Origin of the sequence: Acinetobacter uliginosus (assembly GCF_044130295.1) — a bacterium.
GTDB lineage: Bacteria > Pseudomonadota > Gammaproteobacteria > Pseudomonadales > Moraxellaceae > Acinetobacter.
Window position 1 is genome coordinate 1 of record NZ_JBIQOC010000071.1, and the last position, 23,949, is coordinate 23,949.

23 protein-coding genes are annotated in these 23,949 nt (G+C 39.0%); 11 read left to right on the plus strand and 12 right to left on the minus strand.

What is annotated here, in order from left to right; all coding sequences use genetic code 11:
* The first annotated feature begins 280 nt into the window (after positions 1-280).
* Positions 281-1,420, plus strand: a complete 1,140-nt coding sequence (locus ACE01T_RS13010; RefSeq protein ID WP_300044782.1) for a GGDEF domain-containing protein — start codon at positions 281-283, stop codon at positions 1,418-1,420.
* 223 nt (positions 1,421-1,643) lie between these two features.
* On the opposite strand, the gene ACE01T_RS13015 is transcribed toward ACE01T_RS13010, so the two are convergent.
* Positions 1,644-2,504: an alpha/beta hydrolase family protein gene (locus tag ACE01T_RS13015; protein ID WP_300044779.1), complete on the minus strand. Its 861-nt coding sequence runs from the start codon at positions 2,502-2,504 to the stop codon at positions 1,644-1,646.
* Between the two features lie 118 nt (positions 2,505-2,622).
* On the opposite strand from ACE01T_RS13015, the gene ACE01T_RS13020 reads away from it, so the two are divergent.
* Entirely contained in the window at positions 2,623-3,093 is a 471-nt protein-coding gene (locus ACE01T_RS13020; protein ID WP_300044776.1) for a hypothetical protein, read from the plus strand.
* 70 nt (positions 3,094-3,163) lie between these two features.
* On the opposite strand, the gene ACE01T_RS13025 is transcribed toward ACE01T_RS13020, so the two are convergent.
* Positions 3,164-3,406: a hypothetical protein gene (locus tag ACE01T_RS13025; protein WP_086197385.1), complete on the minus strand. Its 243-nt coding sequence runs from the start codon at positions 3,404-3,406 to the stop codon at positions 3,164-3,166.
* A gap of 471 nt (positions 3,407-3,877) precedes the next feature.
* Positions 3,878-5,170 (minus strand): branched-chain amino acid transport system II carrier protein, encoded by a 1,293-nt coding sequence (gene brnQ / locus ACE01T_RS13030; RefSeq protein WP_395519406.1) that lies wholly within the window; start codon positions 5,168-5,170, stop codon positions 3,878-3,880.
* A gap of 358 nt (positions 5,171-5,528) precedes the next feature.
* Between brnQ and map the strand changes: the two genes are divergently transcribed.
* Positions 5,529-6,323, plus strand: coding sequence for a type I methionyl aminopeptidase (gene map / locus ACE01T_RS13035; RefSeq protein ID WP_180043739.1), 795 nt, complete (start codon positions 5,529-5,531; stop codon positions 6,321-6,323).
* 411 nt (positions 6,324-6,734) lie between these two features.
* Here the strand turns inward: map and ACE01T_RS13040 are convergent, their stop codons facing one another.
* The 4 genes from ACE01T_RS13040 to ACE01T_RS13055 all read right to left on the minus strand — a co-directional run bounded on the left by ACE01T_RS13040 (position 6,735) and on the right by ACE01T_RS13055 (position 9,942).
* The gene (locus tag ACE01T_RS13040) at positions 6,735-7,634 is read right to left on the minus strand and encodes a LysR substrate-binding domain-containing protein (RefSeq protein ID WP_180043737.1); all 900 of its coding nucleotides are present in this window, start codon (positions 7,632-7,634) and stop codon (positions 6,735-6,737) included.
* Between the two features lie 96 nt (positions 7,635-7,730).
* On the minus strand, positions 7,731-8,435 hold the full coding sequence (locus ACE01T_RS13045; RefSeq protein WP_395519407.1) for an SIR2 family NAD-dependent protein deacylase: 705 nt from the start codon (positions 8,433-8,435) through the stop codon (positions 7,731-7,733).
* Positions 8,436-8,461: 26 nt separating this feature from the next.
* Positions 8,462-9,382 (minus strand): alpha/beta fold hydrolase, encoded by a 921-nt coding sequence (locus ACE01T_RS13050; RefSeq protein ID WP_395519408.1) that lies wholly within the window; start codon positions 9,380-9,382, stop codon positions 8,462-8,464.
* A 14-nt stretch (positions 9,383-9,396) separates the two neighbouring features.
* Entirely contained in the window at positions 9,397-9,942 is a 546-nt protein-coding gene (locus ACE01T_RS13055) for a PadR family transcriptional regulator (protein ID WP_395519409.1), read from the minus strand.
* 135 nt (positions 9,943-10,077) lie between these two features.
* On the opposite strand from ACE01T_RS13055, the gene ACE01T_RS13060 reads away from it, so the two are divergent.
* The 4 genes from ACE01T_RS13060 to ACE01T_RS13075 all read left to right on the plus strand — a co-directional run bounded on the left by ACE01T_RS13060 (position 10,078) and on the right by ACE01T_RS13075 (position 14,400).
* Complete coding sequence (locus tag ACE01T_RS13060; protein WP_395519410.1) at positions 10,078-12,102, plus strand: FAD-dependent oxidoreductase; 2,025 nt, start codon at positions 10,078-10,080, stop codon at positions 12,100-12,102.
* 217 nt (positions 12,103-12,319) lie between these two features.
* Complete coding sequence (locus tag ACE01T_RS13065) at positions 12,320-12,730, plus strand: nuclear transport factor 2 family protein (RefSeq protein ID WP_180043729.1); 411 nt, start codon at positions 12,320-12,322, stop codon at positions 12,728-12,730.
* Positions 12,731-12,813: 83 nt separating this feature from the next.
* Positions 12,814-13,902 (plus strand): YheT family hydrolase, encoded by a 1,089-nt coding sequence (locus ACE01T_RS13070; protein ID WP_180043727.1) that lies wholly within the window; start codon positions 12,814-12,816, stop codon positions 13,900-13,902.
* A 261-nt stretch (positions 13,903-14,163) separates the two neighbouring features.
* On the plus strand, positions 14,164-14,400 hold the full coding sequence (locus tag ACE01T_RS13075) for a hypothetical protein (protein ID WP_489752752.1): 237 nt from the start codon (positions 14,164-14,166) through the stop codon (positions 14,398-14,400).
* A 670-nt stretch (positions 14,401-15,070) separates the two neighbouring features.
* On the opposite strand, the gene ACE01T_RS13080 is transcribed toward ACE01T_RS13075, so the two are convergent.
* From ACE01T_RS13080 to ACE01T_RS13090, 3 genes are all read right to left on the minus strand, one after another.
* Positions 15,071-15,382 (minus strand): hypothetical protein, encoded by a 312-nt coding sequence (locus ACE01T_RS13080; RefSeq protein WP_180043725.1) that lies wholly within the window; start codon positions 15,380-15,382, stop codon positions 15,071-15,073.
* 97 nt (positions 15,383-15,479) lie between these two features.
* The gene (locus ACE01T_RS13085) at positions 15,480-15,836 is read right to left on the minus strand and encodes a hypothetical protein (RefSeq protein ID WP_180043722.1); all 357 of its coding nucleotides are present in this window, start codon (positions 15,834-15,836) and stop codon (positions 15,480-15,482) included.
* A 212-nt stretch (positions 15,837-16,048) separates the two neighbouring features.
* Positions 16,049-16,519 carry a CinA family protein gene (locus tag ACE01T_RS13090; RefSeq protein WP_180043720.1) on the minus strand — a complete coding sequence of 157 codons (471 nt, stop codon included), beginning with the start codon at positions 16,517-16,519 and terminating at the stop codon, positions 16,049-16,051.
* 237 nt (positions 16,520-16,756) lie between these two features.
* Here ACE01T_RS13090 and ACE01T_RS13095 point away from each other — a divergent pair, with 237 nt between their 5' ends.
* The 4 genes from ACE01T_RS13095 to ACE01T_RS13110 all read left to right on the plus strand — a co-directional run bounded on the left by ACE01T_RS13095 (position 16,757) and on the right by ACE01T_RS13110 (position 21,500).
* The gene (locus tag ACE01T_RS13095) at positions 16,757-18,172 is read left to right on the plus strand and encodes an iron-containing redox enzyme family protein (RefSeq protein ID WP_300044747.1); all 1,416 of its coding nucleotides are present in this window, start codon (positions 16,757-16,759) and stop codon (positions 18,170-18,172) included.
* Between the two features lie 68 nt (positions 18,173-18,240).
* A complete protein-coding gene (gene katE, locus ACE01T_RS13100) occupies positions 18,241-20,367 on the plus strand; it encodes a catalase HPII (RefSeq protein WP_395519411.1) in 2,127 nt (708 codons plus the stop codon).
* A 697-nt stretch (positions 20,368-21,064) separates the two neighbouring features.
* Positions 21,065-21,205: a hypothetical protein gene (locus ACE01T_RS13105; protein WP_166169909.1), complete on the plus strand. Its 141-nt coding sequence runs from the start codon at positions 21,065-21,067 to the stop codon at positions 21,203-21,205.
* A gap of 73 nt (positions 21,206-21,278) precedes the next feature.
* Positions 21,279-21,500, plus strand: coding sequence for a hypothetical protein (locus ACE01T_RS13110; protein ID WP_086197372.1), 222 nt, complete (start codon positions 21,279-21,281; stop codon positions 21,498-21,500).
* A 491-nt stretch (positions 21,501-21,991) separates the two neighbouring features.
* Here ACE01T_RS13110 and ACE01T_RS13115 read toward each other — a convergent pair whose 3' ends face one another.
* Positions 21,992-23,146 (minus strand): IS256 family transposase, encoded by a 1,155-nt coding sequence (locus ACE01T_RS13115; RefSeq protein WP_300044741.1) that lies wholly within the window; start codon positions 23,144-23,146, stop codon positions 21,992-21,994.
* A 199-nt stretch (positions 23,147-23,345) separates the two neighbouring features.
* Positions 23,346-23,870 (minus strand): META domain-containing protein, encoded by a 525-nt coding sequence (locus ACE01T_RS13120; protein ID WP_395519412.1) that lies wholly within the window; start codon positions 23,868-23,870, stop codon positions 23,346-23,348.
* Positions 23,871-23,949 lie beyond the last annotated feature (79 nt).

A 23,949-nucleotide genomic window follows, 5' to 3' on the forward strand; every position in this document is an offset into this window, starting at 1 on the left:
ATTATTTAGACCAATGATCAAAAACTTCATTGATGACTTTATTCTCGATAAAAATCATCTGCTACCACAGAGAATCTATAAATAATAGTGCGTAAGTCCTATATTCAATAAAAGTGCGAATATTTTGTTGAGATGGAATATGAAAAGCGCGTTTAAAAATTACTGATTTTTTAAAAAATAATCAATTAATATTTTCTTATTAAAAATAAATATTTATTGAATAAGTTTAGCTAAACAATTTAGAATAAAAACTACACAGTTCTAGTGGTTATTCAAGTCCGTGAATCTACCAGCTACTCACTATTTCTTGTTGATTTACCCAATTTGCTTAATTCTGATTGGTACGGCCTTTATTGTTGCATATTTAAGGTTTAAAGCACCCAAGTATTTAATGTGGATGGGAGTTGGTTGTATTCTGTTATCTGTAGCATTCGCTACACAGACATTGATGACAAATACACAACTACGGCTAACAGCGCCTTGGTTTGCAATTATGTATATAGGTGGGGTTTGGGCAGTCGTACATGGAATGTTCTTAAAAGCTAATGCTAAATTAAATATATGGATCTCTTCTGGCCTTATTATTGCGGGTATAACTTTACTTCTATATTTCACCTATATCGATGAGAATTTATGGTCACGAGTGGTCATAGTTAGTGTGGTGGTTTTATGCTTGGAAGCTTTAGCCCTACCAAAAGTATATGCTTTATTTAAAAAAACCTATGCTTTAGAAAAACTTTTGTGTTTGAGCTATTTTTTCGTCGTTATCTATGCATTTATTAGAGCTTTAATAGTCATTGTGTATCTTCAAGAACTGCAATATATGACCGTGGCGACCACAACTTGGTGGATGATGCTGATTTCTATAAATGTTTTTATCAGTCTGTGGTTTGCCATTATTCTCTCGGCCTTAGCTGTAAAAGAAATGTTTACTAGCCTTAATGAAGAGCGGTTGAGAGATCCTTTAACCAAATTGTATAACCGTAATGGCTTTCTGGAAAAAACCAAAGACCTGTTTGAGAAAAAACAGTATGGTGAAGTTTATCTTGTGATGTGTGATATTGATAATTTTAAGAATATAAATGATACATGGGGACATGTTGTGGGAGATAAAATTTTATACGCATTTGCCGATATATGCAGATTTAATATTCGGGAAGGTGATATTGTTGGGCGGTTTGGTGGGGAAGAATTTATTATCTTGCTGCAAAGTCCAAATGAGGAGGCTTCATGGGTTTTGGTTGAGCGTTTACGTAAAAAGGTTGAAGATCAAATTTTTATTCATGACATTAAAATTACTGCAAGTTTTGGAGCGGCTAAAATAGAGACAGAATCCCAGTTTATGAGTGCCTTGGAAATAGCAGATAAGCATTTATATGAAGCCAAAAATAGTGGACGAAACCGGGTATGTTTTAATTAAAAAAATTAGATTTACCTTTAATGTCCGGATTTTGAATTAAATAAAAATTATAGAACGCCATTATTTTTGTTCATCATATACAAGTAATAAATTTTAGGCATTAAAAAGCCCCATGGTTAGGGGGCTAGTCGTATATAAGATCTAAGCTTATATACTGTAAGAGGCTCATCTCAAACTAAGTGTATTAGAACATAATTTTCTAAAATTGGCGATGTATAAATGCTTAAGCCAAGAGTTCTTTTCCAATCACCGACCATAAATTTCGATGAGACTTCTTAAACATCAGCATATGACCAATCGTTTTATGTCCGTAGCTTTTCGGTTTTAGCTCAATCATTTGAGTATCGGCATTCGGGTACAGGCGTAATAAATCCTTTACGTTGGCTTTCGTTGCAATTTCATCATCCGATGACCACAGTACCGTAATCGGGCAGCTAATTTGAGTGTGATAATCTTCAAACACGCTTTTGCCAATCGCATTGATCACATAACCCGGTTTACGACAAAATTGTGCCCATTGTTTGGCGACATCTTTAGGTAGATTTTCTCCCATTCCAATTGCTTGAGTTGGAGCATAACCTTTGGTGATGCGAGCCAATGGAAAAAGGACATTAAACATGACAGAAGCCAGCAATTTGGTGCGGCCCTTTAAGCCTTTAACATGCCCGGTTGAACCTGAAACCGCAACAACTTTGGCTACTTTTTCATGATTAGGCACAATCCCCAAAAGCTGACCGCCAGCACTGTGACCAACTAAAATGACCTGATCGGCTCGAGTTTTATATAACAAGGTCTCTATTGCAGCAGGAATATCCAGTTTACCCCAATCTACAATGCTGGCTTCAGATTGACTAACCGGACCATGTAAAGAACGACCAATTCCGCGGAAATCAAAACTCAAAACCTCATAGCCTTGTGTGATTAACCATTCTGCAAAAGCATGATAAAAATTCTGGGTAATCCCGGTTGCTGGACAGATGAGGACTGGGTAATTCTTTTTTTGCGTAGCGCTGGCTGCATAAAAGCGGCCGCTAAGTGAATATCCATCTTTACAGGTAATTGTTAATGATTCAAAAGTGTTCATATGGAGAATATGGAATAAGTATATATGGTAACTACTGTAGCCAAGTTCTAAAAAGAAACTTGTATAATTCATGACTTTAAAGTCAAAATAACGATCTAAAAAATAAGGATATAAATGCATGGAAGCGGAAAATTTAACACAGGCTGTAGCTTGGGCCGTGTTGTTTAGTGGTGTTTTTCTTTGGGTGGGTATGCTGACCGGGGTATGGAAATATTATCAGATTCGTCATTCAGCACAGGCGCGGGCTCATTATTATGTCGATATTGCGCATAGAAGTAGCTTGCTCTATGCACCAGCCAGCCTGATTATTGCAATTCTAGCCCATTTTTCAGTTTGGAGTGAGGGACTTAACTTTACTTTTGTATTGATCAATCTTTTCTTTTTTAGCTTTTCAATTTTAAGTTATGTGTTACATGGCTGGCTGAAAGATACGACCAATCAGTTTAAGCAGCCTCATCAAATGGGACGTTGGCATTTGCCAAAATGGATGCTAAGTAGTGCAATTATTCTTCTGATCATTGGAGAGTTGGGTGCTACAGCAGGATTATTGCTTGGTACAATGATCGGCCTGATGAAAGTTTTAACTTGATGATTGGTGATTTTGGTATAAGTTCTGGATGATTAATTATTATTAAGATGGGTGATAGTTCACCCATCTTTTATTCTGTAGAAGTATTTTGCTTCTGTTGACGGTATTTCTGATCGACCACAGCCCACACATAGAAAGCTACCGATACAATAAAAGCATACATAAAGAATTCAGGTTTTAAGTTGCCTTGAATTAAACCATGAATAATGAGTGTCACAATCAGAGCAACCGTAGTACTCAAATAAGTGACCATATTCTTATTTGCTTTTAGAGCGTTAATGAAGATTTCTTTATTGAAATGTAATGATAACATCTCCACTCCTCCGGTTATATATTGACCTAAACCTAATTGTTTTAGTCAGATTAGTTTCTAATGTTGTACTTGTTATTTCATTTCATTTCAATAGCAAATGTCATTATTTTGTAATAAAAGCATGTTAGTGCATAAATGAACATGATGACCTTATTCACATGAATATTGGTTATTTTTAAGCATATATCTATGCTTATCATCTGCTTGTGAATGAGAAACCATTAAAGTTACAACAATAGTGAATATAAAGAAGCAATATTGATGCCAGTCTGGAAGTGCATCAATGTCTGAAAGGGGATTGCAGCGATAATTTGCCTGATAGGGACTGATTTAATTTTATATTTTTAACAAACCGTGTTGGGGCGATGAAAAGTAAACAATAAAACCCAGTTTGGGTAAAACATGGCGTTTTATTGATCACGGTTAAAATCTGATTTGGGTAAAACGAGATTTTAATCATATCAACAGCGGTTATTGTCTAACTTTGTCGATGACGATGGCAATAATCAGCACAATAATAGAGGGAATCAGCCAGGCTAAATTTTGTGCATTTAAAGGTAAATTTTGAATGAAACCCGGTAAGTATGCTTCGAGTCCTGCAACTTTCAGGCCGTCAAAAATACCGAATAGCATAGCCACTGCAGTGACGGGTGCAACCACATAAGCGGGCTTGTTGAAAAATTTCCACAAGAAGCTCAGTAGAATCACCACAATTGCCGGTGGATAAATGGCACTTAAAACAGGCACAGACACTGCAATCAGTTTGGTTAAACCGAGGTTTGAAATGATGAAAGAGAATCCCACCAAAACGAAAACCAAAATTTTATAAGGAACTTTGGTCAGTTCCGAGAAGTATTCTGCGCATGCACAGGTTAAACCAATCGCTGTAACCATACAGGCCAGGAAAATCATGCCGGTCAGGAACACCGAGCCAATATCACCAAAAGCATGCTGCACATAGGCATGCAGGATCACTGCACCATTGGCTGCATTTGGCGCGACTTCATGACTGCCTAAACCGAGCTTGAACAGGCTCAAATAAACCAGAGTTAAACCTACACCAGAAATCAGGCTGGCAATCACGGCATACTTGGTGACCAGTTTTTTATCCGTTACGCCACGTGAATGAATCGCGTGAATAATGACAATACCGAAAACCAATGCACCCAAAGTGTCCATGGTTAAGTAGCCATTGACAAAACCTTCAGAAACCGGGGCGGCAACATAATTGTTAATTGCAGGTGGAATGAATCCGGCAGGAATGACAAATGCGGCGATACCTAATACCGCTAAAGAAATAATCTTTAAAGGTGCCAGGAAGTGACCGACAGTGTCGAGCAGTTTATTGGGGTATAAGGAAATAGCAGTGACGACTGCAAAATAAATTGCACTATAAATGAGCAGACTGCTACTTGATGTACCAAAATAAGAAGAAAAACCGATTTCATAGGAAACCGTGGCTGTACGAGGCGTTGCAAATAAAGGACCAACAGCTAAATAACATACAATGGTTAAAATCAGACTGGCGACTTTACCCAAAGGCGAACTTAAATTCTGGATTGATCCTTCTACACGTGACAGTGCCATAATGGTGATAACAGGCAGACCAACTGCGGTAATCAGAAAACCTAAAGCAGCTAACCATACATGTTCACCCGCTTGTTGAGCGACAATTGGTGGAAAGATAATATTGCCCGCACCAATAAAAAGTGCAAAAGTCATAAAGCCCAAGGCAATAATATCCCTTGTACGGAGATTCGTCATAAATGGGGAGAGGAATTAAAAAAAAAGCGATTTTAGAGGATATCCGAGCTTTTTTATAGTTGCTTTTATGCGACTTATAAATTTTAGTAATTTAATCCTCCACTAAAATGAGCAACTGGGAAAATTTAAGTCTATTTATATATTTGATTAATGGGTAAAAAATAAAAAAATATAAAATATTATTCTTTTTTAATTATTTAAGTAATTTTTTAATTTTCAGTTAGGGTTATTTAAATGTATATAAATTAATCACACAGTTGGCTAAAAAGGTTCAAAACTCCACTGTTTATCTACTCATATTAAACAAAATTAATGTAAAAGGACTATAATCATAAGCCTTATTCCTGAGGATGATGCAATGAAAGCTTCCACTATTACCATTAAAACTGAGCAAGATTTAGAGAAACTCCGTATTTCCGGACGTTTGGCTGCTCAGGTTTTGGAGATGATAGGGAAGTATGTCAAGCCTGGAGTAAGTACGGAATATCTGGATGATATCTGTAATGATTTTATTGTGAATACCTTAAAAGTGATTCCGGCCAATGTAGGTTATTATGGCTACACCAAAACCACCTGTATCTCTCCAAATGAAGTGGTGTGTCACGGTATCCCATCGCCAAACACCATTTTGCAGGATGGCGACATTATCAATATTGATGTGGCAATCATTAAAGATGGGTATTTTGGCGATACCAGCCGGATGTATTATGTCGGAAATGTAAAACCGGAAGCGAAAAAACTGGTTGAAACCACCTATGAAGCCATGGTAGCCGGCATTCATGCGGTGAAACCGGGCGCAACTTTAGGCGATATCGGTTTTGCCATTCAATCGGTGGCTCATCGTGAAGGTTATAGCATTGTCCGTGAGTACTGCGGTCATGGCATTGGCAAGGTCTATCATGAACAGCCGAATGTGCTGCATTATGGGCAGCCTGGTCAAGGTCTGATCCTTAAAAAGGGCATGGTTTTTACCATTGAACCGATGGTCAATGCAGGCAAGGCGCGTGTCAAAGAGCTTAAAGATGGTTGGACCGTAGTGACTGCTGACCGTTCATTAACCGCCCAATGGGAACACATGGTTGCTGTAACAGATACCGGTTTTGAGCTTTTATCTCCTTGGCCAGAAGGTACCGGTTCATATCCTGAAATTTAAACGAGAAAGATAAAATGAAATAGATTGTTTATACTTTGGTATAGAATTGTTGATTTTATGTTCAAATTAAGTTTTAAAATCTATTAATTTTAATTTAAGTTGTTGATTTATATAATAAAATTATTTTTATTATTATTTTGTAATATATTTTATATATTAGATTTGTATATTTTTTCTTTGTATTATACAACTATAGATTCTAGCTGTAGTTTCTTATTTTTCCTTATTTAAAGTTTATAAGCTTATCCACCTCGGATAAGCTTTTTTTTGCCTAAAATTTTGTATTACTCAAGTGAATTTTACTTTTTTGTGATCAGTCTAGCCGTTTGTAGGGTGCAAGCAACAACTCAGAGGCATCGTCCGCTGGCTTGAAGATAAACCTGATTGTTTTTCCAAGCAGAGGCATAAGTATTAATACTTGCTGAGCTGTTCCACCAAATAGTCGATAAAGACACGGACCGCGGGGAGCAAGCCACGGCGTGAAGGATAGACTGCATGGAAAATACCATGCGGTGCTTTCCAGTCCGGCAGTACACGCACCAGTTCACCACTTTGAACATAGTCCTGAACAATGCTGTCAGGCAATAGCACAATGCCGCAATTTTGTCGTGCCAGTTGTGCCAGCATCATCAGGTCAGACCCCATCACCACGGGATTGACCTTGATTTTCTTCTGCTGTTTTTTATTATCGTGTACAACAATATACTGGTCTAAATGCTCATCCGACATGCTGAGAATCTGATGATCGCTTAAATCTTCCGGCTGTTTTAAGTCACCAAATTCATTCAGGTAGGCCTGGCTGGCAAACAGGTGCTGTTCGATATTTTCAAATTTGCGTAAAACCAGATTCGGGTCATCATCCAGATTGGAACGTACCCGGAGTGCCACATCAATGCCTTCATTGATAATATCGACACGGCGGTTACTGACAATGAGCTGTACCTTAATTTCAGGATAGGTTTTCAGGAATTTCGGTAAAATCTTGGCAATTTCATTTTGCGCAATTGAAACAGGCAGGCTGACCTTAATCACACCGCGTGGCTGAATGCTGAGATGGTCGACCAGATCGTGGGCCGCTTGTGCAGCATTCATCATGACTTGGGCATGGCGGTAAATATTCATGCCAATGTCGGTTACGGCAAAATGGCGGGAACTGCGCTGGATCAGCCGCACACCTAAATGTTCTTCCAGATTGTAAACGCGGCGGCTTAATTTTGATTTTGGAATATCGGTTGCGCGTTCTGCTGCACTAAACCCTCCATGTTCCACCACTAAGGCAAAGCAATAAAAATCATCAAGATCGGTCAGCATTTAAGAATTCCATTTATGCAACAATAAGCAGATTAAAAAATTATTGTTGCATTATGTCAATGGCTGCTGTGTCGTTTTGCTATTGAACAGAATAGTTTAGTGCTGTTGTTCTAACCATTCTTTTAGATGTTGCATGCCTTGAGTAGCGGTCATCACAATTTTCTGAAATTGTGGCGGGAGCTGTTGCTGGTCCGCTTTGGGGTCAATATAGTAAGCGCTACAATGCGCTGGAATTTCATGAATTAAACCTGCCACGGGATAAACCTGCAGGCTGGTGCCAATCACGATAAAAATATCCGCATCCTGTATGCAGTCTTGTGCATCGGCATAAGCAGGCACAGCCTCGCCAAACCAGACCACATGTGGACGTAAAGGATAGCCATCCTTGCTGAAGTGTTTATTCAGATCCAGCTCAGAGCCTTCGACCGGATAGAATTCAGTGCTGTACTGAGCGTTTGGTCCGGAGCTTTTCGCCAGCCGGATATTGCCATGCAGATGAATGACCTGGCTGCTTCCAGCACGTTCATGCAGGTCGTCAATGTTTTGAGTAATGACATGCACATCAAAAAACTCTTCAAGTTCGGCAATCAGCAGATGAGCTGCATTGGGCTTGGCAGAGAGAATATTTTTGCGCCGTTGGTTATAGAAACGCTGGACCAGTTCCGGATCACGTTTCCAGGCTTCAGGTGTGGCGACGTCTTCGATTCGGTACTGCTCCCATAAGCCATCACTGTCACGAAAAGTGTTGATGCCACTTTCGGCACTCATGCCAGCACCGGAAAAGACCACCAGTTTTTTCATTTTGGCTCCTGACTTGATTCAGCTGTTTAAGGTTGATGAGCTGCATTGGCTTTCAAGAATGCGCTCATTTCTCGCGCAAACTTTAGCGGTTCGCTAAGCAAGGGGGTATGTCCAGATTTTTCAAAACGGACTTGTTTGGCATGGGCAATGCTTTGTGCAATCAAGGTTTGACCTTTCACCGGATAAAGCCTGGATTGCGTGCCACTGAGAAAAGTTACCGGACATTGCAGCTTTTGCAGGGCTTCGCGGTAATCTTCCTGATGGTACAGATAGTTGTTGATATACCAGGCCATATAGTCGACCCGGTGAGAGGGCAGTAATAAGCTTTGCAATCGCGACTGGTTGAGTACCCATTCAAAGGCTTTTAAACTGTATCTATTGCTATTTTGCAGGCCAATAAACTCTAGCCAGAGCTTGGCAAGCTGTCCGCGGGCTTGGCTATTCAGGTCTTTTATATATTGAATGTCTTGATGCTGAGCCAGCAACTGCGATAGTTCTGTCAGAATAGAAATAAATAACGGATGCTGTGGACCAAATAAGCCATAATCCCAGATATCATCTACCGAAATTTTAGGGGTCTGGTCAATATGTAAATAGGCTGCGATCTGTTCGGAAAAGTTGCCATATTGCATGCCATGCATGGCCGTGGTTGCACCCATGGAATAGGCGATCACTACAAGATCATTTAAATGAAGCTGTTCAATCAGGCTGTCAATATCACGCCAGTGACTGGAAATCGCATCCAGTTCGGGAATGGCACACCCTTGTGAACCTCCAAAACCGCGCCAGTCCGGAATAATAAAGCGATGCGTTTTAGCATGCCGGTAAAGAAACGGAAGCCATTGCCAGCTTTGCATCCCCAGACCTGACATGACCAAGACTGGTTGTCCTTGTCCAAACTCGCGAACAAACAGTTGTTCATTATCAGGCATCAGGTAATGTGGCATGCGTGTGTCCTTTTTTAGTTCTTATGTTCAAATGCTTTTAACTGTGGAATCATGGTCTCTAACCACTTGATCCAGCCCATTTCCAGGTCAATCCCCAGTTGCAGAATCATTTTATGAATAAACAGAGTCCGGTCCTGATCCTGTGCATGGGCAAAATCTTTGGCAAAGATCGTTTGGTAAATTTTCAAATTTTGTTGATGCAAGATCAGGTGCCTTTCCAGTTCAGGCAACACCGTATTGCCACCGAGTTGAGCTTCGGCACGCAAACGCACCATTAAATCATCGCGCAATTGGGCAGGCGGACTTTGCTTGACCATCCAGTCGGCCAGTTCGGCACGTCCCAGAGCTTCAACCTGATAGGTCTTTTTACGGGTATTGGAGCCGTGATCTTCAAGCGTGGATATCCAGTTCTTTTGTTGCATGGCGCTGAGTTCACGGTAAATCTGCTGATGGGTCGCATTCCAGAAAAATCCCATGGAGCGGTCAAAGCGACGAGCCAAATCAATACCGGTACTGGGTCTTTCAATCAGACTGGTCAATAAAACATGGGCTAAGGACATAAACGGCTCAGTCAATAAATCTTTACCAGTTCATTATGCAACATGTTGCAAAAAAAACAAATCTGGAATATAAGTTATGCAACAAGTTGCATTAAAAGATATTCGCCAGCTAAGAGAGCACGCCAAGGAGATTGTATGTCTAATTACCCGCATTTATTAGCGCCTTTAGATTTAGGCTTTACCACCCTTAAAAACCGGGTTTTGATGGGGTCCATGCATGTAGGGCTGGAAGAAGCGCCACGTGGTTATGAGCGTATGGCGGCATTTTATGCAGAACGTGCACAAGGGGGTGTCGGGCTGATTGTGACGGGCGGGATTGCACCGAATGATGCAGGCCTGACTTTCGCGGGCGGAGCGAAATTAGACTCTATACAAGAAGCGGAAAAACATAAGGTGATTACCCAGGCGGTGCATGATGCCGGGGGTAAAATTGCCATGCAGATTTTACATACCGGGCGTTATTCCTATCAGGCCGACTTGGTTGCACCATCTGCTATTCAGGCACCGATCAACCCGACTAAACCGCATGCCTTAACCAGCGCAGAAGTACAACAAACGATTGCTGACTTTGCCCAATGTGCAAAACTGGCGCAATATGCCGGATATGATGGCGTAGAAATCATGGGTTCGGAAGGCTATCTGATTAATGAGTTTATTGCTGCACGCACCAACCATCGGGATGATGAATGGGGAGGCAGTTATGAAAACCGGATCCGTTTCCCGATTGAAATCGTCAAGCGTACCCGCGAAGCGGTAGGGGAAAACTTTATCATTATTTACCGTTTATCGATGCTGGATCTGGTCGATGGCGGTTCTACCTTTGCAGAAGTGGTGCAACTGGCCAAAGAGATTGAAAAAGCCGGTGCCACCATTATCAATACCGGGATTGGTTGGCATGAAGCGCGCATTCCGACCATTGCTACCAAAGTACCACGTGCAGCATTTACTTGGGTCACTCAAAAGCTGAAAGGTTTGGTTAAAGTTCCTCTTATTACGTCCAATCGTATCAATACCCCTGAAATGGCGGAACATGTGTTGGCTTCAGGTCATGCTGATATGATTTCCATGGCACGTCCGATGCTTGCCGATGCCTTCTTCATACAAAAAGCAGAGCAAGGACGTAGTGATGAAATCAATACCTGTATTGGTTGTAACCAGGCCTGTCTGGATCATATTTTCTCGATGAAAATTGCATCTTGTCTGGTCAATCCACGTGCCTGTTATGAAACGGAGCTGATTTTTAAGGAAACGACTCAGACTAAAAATATTGCAGTGATTGGCGCAGGACCAGCGGGTTTAAGTTTTGCCACTTATGCCGCTGAACGAGGACATCAGGTCACCATTTTCGAAGCAGCCAATCAAATTGGCGGTCAGTTCAATATTGCCAAGACCATTCCAGGCAAAGAAGAATTTTATGAAACCTTGCGTTACTTCAAACGTAAAATTGAATTACAGCCTAATATTAAACTGCTTTTAAATCATCCTGCGACCTATGAAGCATTAAGCCAGTCCGACTTTGACGAGATTGTGGTAGCGACAGGTGTCACTCCGCGTCATTTAGAGATTGAAGGGATTAATCATCCTAAAGTATTGAGCTATATCGAAGTATTAAAAGAACGTAAGCCAGTCGGTCAACGTGTCGCGATTATTGGGGCTGGCGGTATCGGCTTTGATACCGCAGAATATTTAACCCATGAAGGCGATAGCGCCAGCCTGAATCCGGAAAAATTCTATAATGAATGGGGTATTGATACGCGTTATGAAAATGTTGGTGGATTGAAGAACGCACAAGTAGAACAGTCCAATCGTGAAATTTATTTATTGCAACGTAAGGCAAGTTCAGTGGGTGCGGGCCTGGGTAAAACCACCGGCTGGATTCACCGTACTGGCTTGAAACACCGTGCAGTGAAAATGCTGGCAGGAGTCAGCTATGAAAAGATTGATGATCAGGGCTTGCATATTGTAGTGAATGGTCAGCCGACCGTTTTAGAAGTCGACAATATCGTGATTTGTGCCGGTCAGGAACCTTTCACCGCGATGTTCGATCAACTGAAAGCGGATGGTAAAAATGTGCATTTGATTGGTGGAGCCAAAGAAGCGGGTGAACTGGATGCCAAGCGTGCCATCCGTCAAGGGGCTGACTTAGCGGCTGTGATTTAAAAATATTGAAACCTACTTTTACAATTTTTGTTTACAAATCAGGATTTCTGGTGAAGTAGACAAATAGATATGTAATTTTTCCCTCTCCTTTATTAAAGGAGAGGGTTAGGGAGAGGATTTAATTATTTAATATTAAATAGATGAATCTCCCTAAATCTCCCTTTTTCAAAGGGGGACTCTTTTTATTTAAAATATAAAACAAAAAAAGGAAGCTAAAATGACAATCGAAACCACAAAACAGGCAATTGCGCGCTGGCATGAAATGCTGCAAACAGGCGACATGTCTATTCTGAATGAATTACTGGCTGAAGATGTGGTGTTTCGTTCACCGGTAGCATACAACCCTTATCCGGGCAAACAGGTGGTCTTTTTTATTCTGAGTAATGTGATCCAGATCTTTGAAAACTTTAGCTACCACCGCGAATTCTATACCGAAGATGGAATGAATGTGGTGCTGGAGTTTTCCGCCAATGTGGGTGAAAAAAAACTCAAGGGCATTGACATGATTCAGTTTAATGAACAAGGTCAAATTATTGATTTTGAAGTAATGCTGCGTCCGAAGAGTGGTCTGGAAGCATTGGCGGCACAGATGGGGCAGCGTATGGCTGCTTTTATGCCTAAAGCATAAAGCGTATAGTAAAGGTATGAACTGTTAATGGAATGACATGTACTAAGTATTTTGCGTTACATCATTTTTGAGGTAAACCGAATATGAAGTTTGTGGTCAATAAAATCGGTCAGTTGGTGCAAGAAATTGTCGATCAGATTACGGGTGCGGCATTGCCTACCCTGTACTATGATCCACAAGGTGAAGCAGGGCAAGTGCTTGAAGTTTTGCCCCAACTTAAACAGAAATACCGTCCAACGCCGTGGCTGTCAAATACACATCTGCATTTGATCTATTTTGATTTAATTAAAAAAAAAGCGGTGCAACTCCAATATGAGGTTATTGAACAGTTAAACATGTCTGATGGAGGGATTACGGCTATTGCTTGGTATGGACTTCATGTTGCTGAAGATACCCCAACTATTGTGTTGATGCCTACCTTGATGGGTACACCGGAAAGTATGGCCGAGCTGGTGCGTGACTTGCATCGACATACCGGATGGCGTGTAGCCTTATGTTTGCGCCGTGGCCATGCCAATTTACCTCTGCCTGTTCCAAAAATTTCCATGTTTGGTTCGACTGATGATTTACGTGAACAGATTCAATATATTGAAAGCAAATTTCCAGATTCGAGTCTCTATGCGGTTGGTTCATCTGCGGGCACAGGACTATTGGTCCGCTATTTAGGAGAACAAGGCGAGCAAACACCGTTTAAGGCAGCATTTGCCTTGTGTCCAGGGTATGACACTGAACTGGGTTTTCAAAATGTACATCCTTTCTATAGTAAAGTGATGACGAAAAAGCTATTTGAATCCTTTATTCATCCTTATAGCGAAACATGGCAACAAACCGCCTCCTTGCCCAAAGTGCTTGCTGCCAGGAATTTATTGGAGTTTCAATCTTATTATTTTGAACTGGCAGGCTATAGCAGCTTTGAAGACTATAATCAGGCCACCAATCCGATTCATGTATTTGAAAATGTCAAAATTCCGTTGATGATTTTAAATGCGGAAGATGATCCTGTGTGTCATATCCGGAATCTGGAGCCTTATAAGGAAACCCTTCAGAAGATGCCAAATATTGTGGTTGTGACCACTAAAAAGGGCAGCCACTGTATTTTTTATGAGGGCCTTAAACAGCCTGAATCTTGGGCAGCACGTTTGATTGCAGATTATTTGCGGGTATACCAGTAAAGTAATTTTCTACATGTAAGGATCGATAGGGTAAAAACCTGAAATCTTTTAATACAATTGTAATTTGTAACACTGATATATTAATGAGACTTAAATCAGTATTTCTGTTATAATAGCTTCAACAATAAAACTGACATGAAAATGTTCTCGTTCAAAATTGGTATACGAGAAATCTCCTCTCATTCGAGTGATCCCAAGTTAAGGTTGTTATTTTGAAATGCCAATGGTGGCTTTTCTATCGGTATTAAAAAATTGGTGTAAATGTTGAATAAAACTGGAAATTTAGTTGCAAAATCGGTAAATGGTCGTGAAATTGTTGTGTCGTTAATTCCTTTTAAAAAAATGCAAAATACCCGTGATGGGTTTACATGGGTTGAAGTAGGCAAAAAAGTCTTGCTTGAATCCGGTATTGAAATTGATTTGAATCTTGATGGCCGCAGTTTCTATACGGGTGTAAATGAAATGTTCCGGCTTAATGCGCATGTAAATGCGGTGTAAGGGTTAGAGCAATACGAAAACCGTCTTTAAGGCGGTTTTTTAATGCTTGAAAATTTTACTTAAGCGTGTCTGTTGAACAAGTTAGGAAATATTTTCTCTATGGATCTCTAGACAGCAGTCAGTGAAGAAGAGAGCAAGTCGACAAATTGTAAAAAAAATTGAATCTGAGTCCATGGAACCCCCTAAAAATAGGTAGTAAAAATTAACAGGAAAGTTCAATCATATATTATGACCTGAATATTTAAATGTAAGTAAAAAGTTAAAGACTTAAGATTTAAATTGTTGAAAAATAAATAAATATTAAAATAAAGGAAATGTTTTAAAAACAAGCGACATATTTTGCAATGAATTGTTGTATTTGTAATGAGAGAAAGTGTAGATTTTAAAATGTGATATTTATATGTTTAGTATTTTTTGATACATTTATGTCAATAATTGTTATTGTCTGACAAAAAATATCTGTGTATAAAGAGAGTTCCACAATAAGGAAGTGAGAGTGGGTTATGAAAACAATAGAACTCCTTGTAACTTCATCATCTGCACTGATGCTGATGTTTGTGATTTATGCATTTGGGCAAATGTTTAATTAATCAGAAAAAGATATTTCATAAAAAAGCACCCGAGGGTGCTTTTTTCGTGAGTAGGATTTTAAATGAAAATTTTCATTTCTTTATATTCTGTCCCATGCATCTTTTACAGCATGTTTCGCTTGTTGCCACTTTAAGCGAGAGTTCGCCTTAAACTGTTCCCATTTGCTTTCAAGATCATTTTCCGAGTCTTCAAAACGGGTATTTTCGCCGTATTCAGAACGTGAATTTCTTCCAAATTTATAAGCAGAGGATAAATCCTTGTCATAATCAATATCGGGAATATCACGCTGTAAATCTTGATAATAAGGTCGACTGGTATAATTTTCACGCCAATACCGATCAGACTCATTATTTGACGTACGGTTTTGATTTTCTAAAGTGGGATCCGTCATTTTGTGTAGCTCCTAATTTTCGGAATCAATAGAATAGCCAAGCAATGAAATACGATTTCACAGTTTAAAATGTGAAATTCAATGTTCAATCAATGCATTATTGCTGTTGATTATTTTGGTCATTCTGATTTTGTCGAAAATCTTGCTGTTGACCAGTTTGCTGACGTTGCTGATCATTTTGCTGCTGTTGTTGCGGGTTACCTTGTTGCTGACCAGTTTGCTGGCGCTGTGGGTCATTTTGCTGTTGATTAGGTTGTTGTTGCTGACCAGACTGTTGACGTTGCTGGTCATTTTGTTGCTGCTGACCCGGCTGTTGATGTTGCTGATCATTTTGTTGCTGTTGTTGAGGCATATTGCCTTGCTGTTGGCCAGGCTGTTGACGTTGTTGGTCGTTCTGTTGCTGCTGTTGGCGTTGTTGATCATTTTGTTGTTGGGGTTGATTTTGATTAGTCATCTCTACACCTCATATATAATATATATTTTTAATAAAATCTGTTTAACCAGATACAATTATTATTAGCATGAATATTTCATTAAAAAATAAAATGGATGTTACATAATGTTTTAAATGTAATTATAATAATTACATCATATATTATATCTATGAAATATATCGGTTATTAGGTGTATTGATATTTACAAATTTAAATTTTAATTATTATTTTATTAAATTTTTTTAATAATTTTAATGAGGCTTTTACATATTTGTTGAATCAGTTTATTTAATTTTTCTGTTTTCTTTCCTTTACACAAACATCGGTAATTATATATTTTGTTTTTGTATAAAATTGAATAAAAAAAAGTTCCCTCAGGTTTTTCTGAAGTTTCAGAACCGCCAGGTTTGAGTAATCCTGTACATCCTACATAAATATCTGAGGTAAACATATTCTTTGCTTTTTTTACCAATTCTTCAGTAATTTCAATAGATTCAGGTGTATATTTTGCTATCAGTTTTGGAGAGATTTTCAGTATTTTTTCTTTAACTTTCAGGTCATAACACACTAAACCTCCAATTAGAATTTTGCCAGAGAATGGAGTCAGGGAAAATAGGTAAGCTAAATAACCTGCGGAAGCGCTTTTAATGAAAGTCACTTTTAATTTTTCTTTAGCCAATAATTCACAACATTGAGTCATCATATTTTTTTTGCTTTATTTTAATTTCATCTTCATATTCTAAAAAACAAATAAAATATTTTTTAAAAGGTGACTAGTTTCTCATTTTTTTGGAGTATGAATATTTTAAATATTTGATATATAAAAACTGATTATTTTTTGATTCAACATAAATTAAACGAATAATAACAATTATAGGCTTTTTTCATGAAACCCAAGTGAATTAAGTTTATATGCTAATTACCGCTTGGAGAATAAAAAATGCCAGTAGCAGTAAAAAAGCAATTACTAGAATTGGTTGATAAAAATCATCAAAATTATTTTGATTTGGTTACTTTTTTTCTCAATGGTGAGGTTTCTATTCAAGAAAAGGAAAGAAAAGCTTCATATTTTTTAAAAAAAGAAATCCAAAGCTTAACTTATAACTCCATCGATTTTCCCCCTGATATCAGTAAAATCCAGGACTGGATTCTAGAAAATAATAAGTTTCAATGTGCTGAATATCAGGCTTATTTAGAAAAAAGAAATAGGGGGGCAGGGCGAGAATATTTTAAAAATGTGGGTCAGGCATTCGAATTTCTGATTAAGGTTGCGCCGGTAAAGAGGGTAGACGGTTCATGGTTGTTTAGTATTGTCCATTACTGGAATGATCCGGTTTTTAGAGACTTAATCCAGATTTATCTGGAAGAACTCGGTTTGGGACTCGCCACATCTAATCATGTATGCTTATTTGATGATCTTATCTTAAATTTGGGGCTGGAACATTTTGTACTGGATCTGGAAGATGAATATTATCATCAACCTGCCATTCAACTCGCGCTGGCTTATGCACCCCCCGAGTTCATTCCGGAAATCATCGGTTTTAATCTGGCCTATGAGCAACTTCCGTTACATCTGCTGATCACCAACTATGAGCTACAAGAATTAGGAATAGATTCAAAATATTTCAATCTGCATATCACCATCGACAATATTGATAATGGTCATGCACATTTATCCATTAAAGCTTTTGAAAAAATATATAGTAAATTCAATGATAAAAACTCTTTTATAGAGAAAATGAAGATTGGCTTCGCTTTGAACGATAAAGGCTTGTCCTCCAGGCAAATTATTACAAATCTAAATTTAGACGCCTTGGTAATTAAAATTTTAAAACGAAAAGCCTTGATCGGTAATGTCATTCACAATGACAAATGCAAGTTTAATAACAAAACGATTAATTCGTGGCTTGCATCACCAGACTCGGTAGAAGAATTTGTTGATGTACTCATTGATAAAAAATGGATCAAGCTGGGTTGCGATCCTGAAGAAAGCCGCTTCTGGAAGCTGATTAATCAGGAAGAAGGGAAAATGTTTGGCGTATTTACTGCTACTGAAAAGCAGATCATTTATGACTGGATTGCAGGTGAATCTGCTCAAGATGCCGATTTGAACGCTCGAAGAATTCAATTGGACCATAAAGATAAAAATAATTATATGTTCAGTTTTTTATCCGATGGGGAGCTGGAAGATATTCAGCATCAGATTTATGAAACTGGCAACCTTGCGATGAAGATCAATAAACTGCTGCCTTATTTAGCTCCTCATGCCCATCATCGTGAAACAGGACTCTGGTGTACCCAACGTTTGGTCGACTTCCTGTTTCCCTTTTTAAGCAATCAGAAATTCACCAATTGATGTCAGCCATAACATCCACGCATTTACGTTATCGAACCCATGTTTATACAATAGAAAAGAGGCGCAAGATGAATCATAAAGCCAAGCAAAGTGAAGTAGCAGGCACTGGTACTTTAGACAAAAAAAATGAAAGTGCAAAAACACAGCAGTTAGATGCTTCACGCAGTGATGCTACAGATCATGCACTGACCACCAATCAAGGCGTAAAGATTGTAGATAATCAAAATAGTTTAAAGGCAGGTGTAAGAGGTTCGACCTTACTGGAAGATTTTATCCTAAGGGAAAAAATCACCCATTTTGATCATGAGCGCATTCCTGAGCGGATTGTGCATGCACGTGGTGTAGGGGCACATGGATATTTCCAGGCTTATCCGGGCAATGAAAAATATACCAAAGCGGGCTTTTTAACAGACTCCGGCATACAGACACCCATTTTTGTGCGTTTTTCTACGGTACAAGGACCCCGCGGTTCTGCCGATACCGTACGGGATATTCGCGGTTTTGCCATCAAGTTTTACACTCAGGAAGGTAATTACGATTTGGTCGGCAATAATGTTCCGGTTTTCTTTGTGCAGGATGGCATTAAGTTTCCGGACTTTGTACATGCCGTAAAGCCTGAACCTCATACGGAAATACCAACCGGAGGATCAGCCCATGATACTTTCTGGGATTTTGTCTCCCTGGTACCGGAGTCTGCTCATACCGTGATGTGGGCAATGTCGGATCGAGCCATCCCACGTAATTTGCGCTCGATTCAAGGTTTTGGTGTCCATACCTTTCGTATGATCAATGCCGACGGAAAAGCCATATTTGTCAAATTTCACTGGACACCAAAACAAGGTTTAAGTCAGCTGGTTTGGGATGAGGCACAAAAACTGGCAGGTAAAGACCCGGATTTTCACCGTCGGGATTTATATGAAGCGATTGAGTCGGGGAATTATCCGGAGTGGGAGCTGGGTATTCAGATTGTCGCTGAAGAAGATGAAATGAAGTTTGATTTCGATTTACTCGATCCGACAAAAATCATTCCCGAGGAATTGGTTCCGGTCACGCCAATTGGCAAGTTTGTTCTTAATCGGAATGTTGATAATTTCTTTGCAGAAATTGAACAGGTGGCATTTTGCCCGGCCCATATTGTACCGGGTATAGATTTCACCAATGATCCTCTGTTACAGGCACGTTTATTTTCTTATACCGACACTCAGTTGAGCCGCTTGGGTGGCCCAAACTTTCAGCAGTTGCCCATTAATAAACCGATTTGTCCTTTTCATAACAACCAGCGTGATGCCATGCATCAAAGTTTTATTCATCGTGGTCAGGCATCGTATCAACCGAATTCGATTGATAACAACTGGCCAGTCGAGACTCCGCCCGCTGCACAGGATGGTGGTTTTGAGAGCTATCAGGAACGTATAGACGGTAAAAAAATCCGTCAGCGCAGTGAGTCTTTTTCAGACCATTTCTCGCAGGCTCGACTGTATTACCAGAGCTTGGCACCGCATGAACAGAAGCACGTAGTAGATGCCTATACTTTTGAATTGAGTAAAGTGCAGCGTCCACATATCCGCCAACGTGAAGTGCAAGAAGTATTGGCCAATATAGATCTGAATCTGGCTCAACAGGTCGGTAAAAATTTGGGTATAGAAGTCACAGCTGCACAAAATCCGGCAAAAGCGTCATCAGTTGAAAAATCGGCACGTCTTTCCATGACGGCATTTGTTCCTGACGATATCAAAGCTAAAAAAATAGCCGTGCTGGTACATGATGGGGTGAGCCAAGAGAATATCGATGCGATTCAGCAATGGGCTAAGGCTGAAAAAGCCGTCGTTCATATATTGACCCCAACATCGGGCTCTGTGCTTAATCAACAACAGTCTGCAGTTGCATCGGATGGTATGCAAAAAGCAGAGCCTTCGATTGCTTATGATGCTGTGGTAATTGTGGATGGTAATAATTACCAGCAAGTGTTAAAAGACGGCGTGACAAAACATTATCTTTTGGAAGCCTACAAGCACCTAAAGCCGATTGTATTGTTAGGAGATAAGCAAGAACTTTTGCATGAGCTTAAATTGCCCCATGATGATGGAACGCTAAGTACAGATGATTTTACCTCTGTACAGGAACGGTTTAAAACCCTGATTCGTTATCATCGGGTCTGGTCACGCGAAGCGATTGCCAACGCTGTTCCAGCTTAAATTGCGATATTTTCGCGACTATTTCTCATAAAACACCCATCTTCATGATGGGTGTTTTTCGAATGAACAATGTTAATTTTCTAAAATGCACTTGCAAGCTGGTGTGGCTATTGTTGAGTTGCACATACGATTTGAGGCTAAGCACTTAAATTATCGTTCGATTTAAATTTCGATAGCTTATTGATGAGTTGAATCAGAAGACTAACTTTTAATATATATTAGACTTCTTTCATAAGTCTTTTTTACTTCTATCTATGAGATAAAAAATAAAGAAGCTATCAAGAATTATGAAGAAGTCTATTGTATTAAAAATCATAAGCTTTACTTTGGAGCCATTTGATAAATATGGGAGATTTATTTATATGTATTATTTATGTATTCATGTTATTTTAAATTTTGTGAAATAAGTATTATTTTAAGATGATGATAAATTATCATAATTAACATATGTATAAGAATTATCATTATTTTTTTATTTAAAAAGTTCTATTAATAATTTATTTATTTGCTGTGTTTAATATTGTTTCAGTAAGAATATTGAGTTCTACAGTTATATTTTTATTGCAATATTATATTTTGATACATCATGATTGTTTTTGTTCGGTTAACTTGAGTATATGATTAATATTGTCATTAATAATCAGGCTATTGATTGTCATTAAGTAATGGTAATAAAAATAGCATAAGGAATAGTGTTATGTCTAAGTCTCAACCTCAAAATCAAACAGATATGAATCAAAGGAATCAACCGATTAAACAGCCACATCATTTACCACAGCAAGACCATAAACATAATCAGCAAAAAGAGTCTGGGAAACAGTCTCAAAATGAAAAATAAAGCAGGATTGAATAGGGTGGTCAGTAGGAAGTTTGAAGGGGGAAAGCCCCTTTAAGCAGGACAGGAGTTAAGTATGAATATCAGACCTGTAAAAGCCCATAAAATGAATGAGGATTTTGATACAACACCCACCGTAATTTATACCGGTGAATATGATGAAGAAAATCATTTGCTCAATGTATATGACTCATCACAAGAACAATTAACAAAGATTATGGGCACTAATCAATGGATTTTGAACTCTACGGGAGAGGTATTCTTTATTGAAGAGGATGTACCTTATTTTGCTAATTAACAAGGTCAGGTAAAATGAATAATACAGTAACCACATATCCACAGAAACTCGTTACATTTTATAAACTTGATAGCCCGGACATTCAGCGAGGCGTATGGGCGAATTATGACAAGAATGGGAATTTTCTCAATCTGACCAATTATTATGGTCATAGATTAGACCTGATTGGGCCGGATCGGGTACGTATAGAGGGGGAGGTTTGGGTATGTAAAGAGAATTTCAAATAAATAGAGGTTTATGCTTTGATAAAATCTGCATTTAAAGATAAAAATATAGAAAGATTAATTTAATTAAAATAAAGTCATCAGAAAAAATTAAAATGAAAAGTCTTTAATATTTCAAGCTTTGATATAATGCGAATGAAATTTTAAGCTCAGGTTTGAGTTAGTACATTTAAGGCTATTAAGCTTAAATAAGCCCTCCAAGCGAAGAAAGGGCTTATATCAATGTTGTAATAGAGAGCGTTCAAAATTCTGTGTCAGCCGAATTGGCTAGAGTTTAATTATATCATCGAGCCTGCCTTCAAAGTAAATCGATAACTGTGTGATGGTTTGCCCCCAGTTTGTCACCGGCATTGTCCATTTTTCAGAAGCCTGTTGAATGCCAATATACAGCAATTTCAGCAGGCTATTTTCATTCGGGAAAGCCCCCTTGGTTTTGGTCAGTTTTCTGAATTGGCGATGTACTGCTTCAACCGCATTGGTGGTATAAATTGGCTTCCTAACCGCTTTCGGATATTTGAAATAGGCACTGAGTAAATGCCATTTTTCACGCCATGAACGAATGACTTTCTCGTATTTATCCCCCCATTTGGCTTCCAGCTCATCTAGCGCCATTTCAGCTGCCTGCTTGGTATCTGCTCGGTAAACAGGCTTCAGATCAGCCATAAAGGCTTTTTGATCCTTACTGGCCACATAACGCAAGCTATTGCGGATTTGGTGAATAATACATAACTGCACTTCTGTCTGCGGAAATATCGCAGCAATTGCTTCAGGGAAGCCTTTAAGCCCATCAACGCAGGCGATCAGAATGTCTTGTATGCCACGGTTCTGCAAATCTGTGAGTACGCTGAGCCAATAATTAGCACCTTCACTTTCTGATAGGTAAAGACCCAGCAGTTCTTTATGGCCTTCGGTATTTAATCCCAGTACGGTATAAACGGCTTTGTTGACATAACGGCCTTCATCCTTGATCTTGTAATGGATGGCATCGAGCCACACAAAGGGATATACGGCATCAAGCGGCCTCTGTTGCCAGGCACGTAATTCGGGGATTAGCTTGTCTGTAATATTGGTAATGGCACCCTCGGAAATATCCAGTGCATACATATCGGCAATATGTTTTTGAATATCACGGTAGCTCATGCCGAGCGCAAACAGTGAGATGACTTTACTGTCGATCTCTTCAGAGAGTTTGGTTTGATTTTTCTTGACGAGTTGAGGCTCAAAATCACCAGTGCGATCACGAGGTGTTTCCAGTTCAAATGAACCGGAGGATGATTTTACGGTCTTGCGAGAGTAACCATTCCTGCGATTGGATGGTTTAGGATTTTCTTCCAGATAGTTTTCAATTTCAGCATTTAAAGCCGCTTCTGTCAGCTGTTTGATTAGTGGTGTCAGGATAGAGCATGATCGTGATAAACACAAGCAGCAACAAGAGAATCAACAAGGTCATCAGCAAAATCAACATTCGAATGTACAGCAGCAACCTAATCAACACAATAATCCGCAAAAACAACATAAATAACATGTTGTTTTGTATTTAAATTAAATGTGTTTTGAATGATTCAGGTGATATGAGTAATCCATACAAGCCCTCTCATGAGGGCTAAATGATCTCTATGTTCTATTTAAGATTGTTAAATTTAAGCACCATGCGATGATTGTTATCGAATAACTTTAATTCACTATCGGTTGCATCATAGCTGGCCACTTGGCTTAAGGCTTGGGAAAATTTTTGCGGTAAATCGGTAGGATTTAAACAGGCTTTTTCGGTAGTGACTAAATTGGAAAATTTAATCTGGGTGCCTTTTACTGCATAACCGCCCATAAATTGGTTACAGCCATCACTACCGCTGAGGTGGCTATGACCAAAGCTAAGTATTGGAACTGCAGATAAAGTAGGTGAGGCTTTATAACTAACCTGATTAATTTCGGTCATCACCCAATTTTTGTTTTGCAATTTTGCTAAATTTTTTTCCGTAGAAGAGTTAAGCATTGAGGGTATACAGCCGACTAACACCACAGAGGCAGCGATGCTACTTGCTATCATCATTTTATTTAACATTTGCTTTCTCCCATTGATTTCCCTTAAAGGCAATTGTGAGGCAAATAACACATAATAATTTTCTCTGTACACGACAAATTTCATAGGATCCTTGTCCTATCAGGCTTTTTCTTTCTTAAAATTGCTAGCACTTTCTTAAATTCTTCTTTTTTTCCAAAACCAA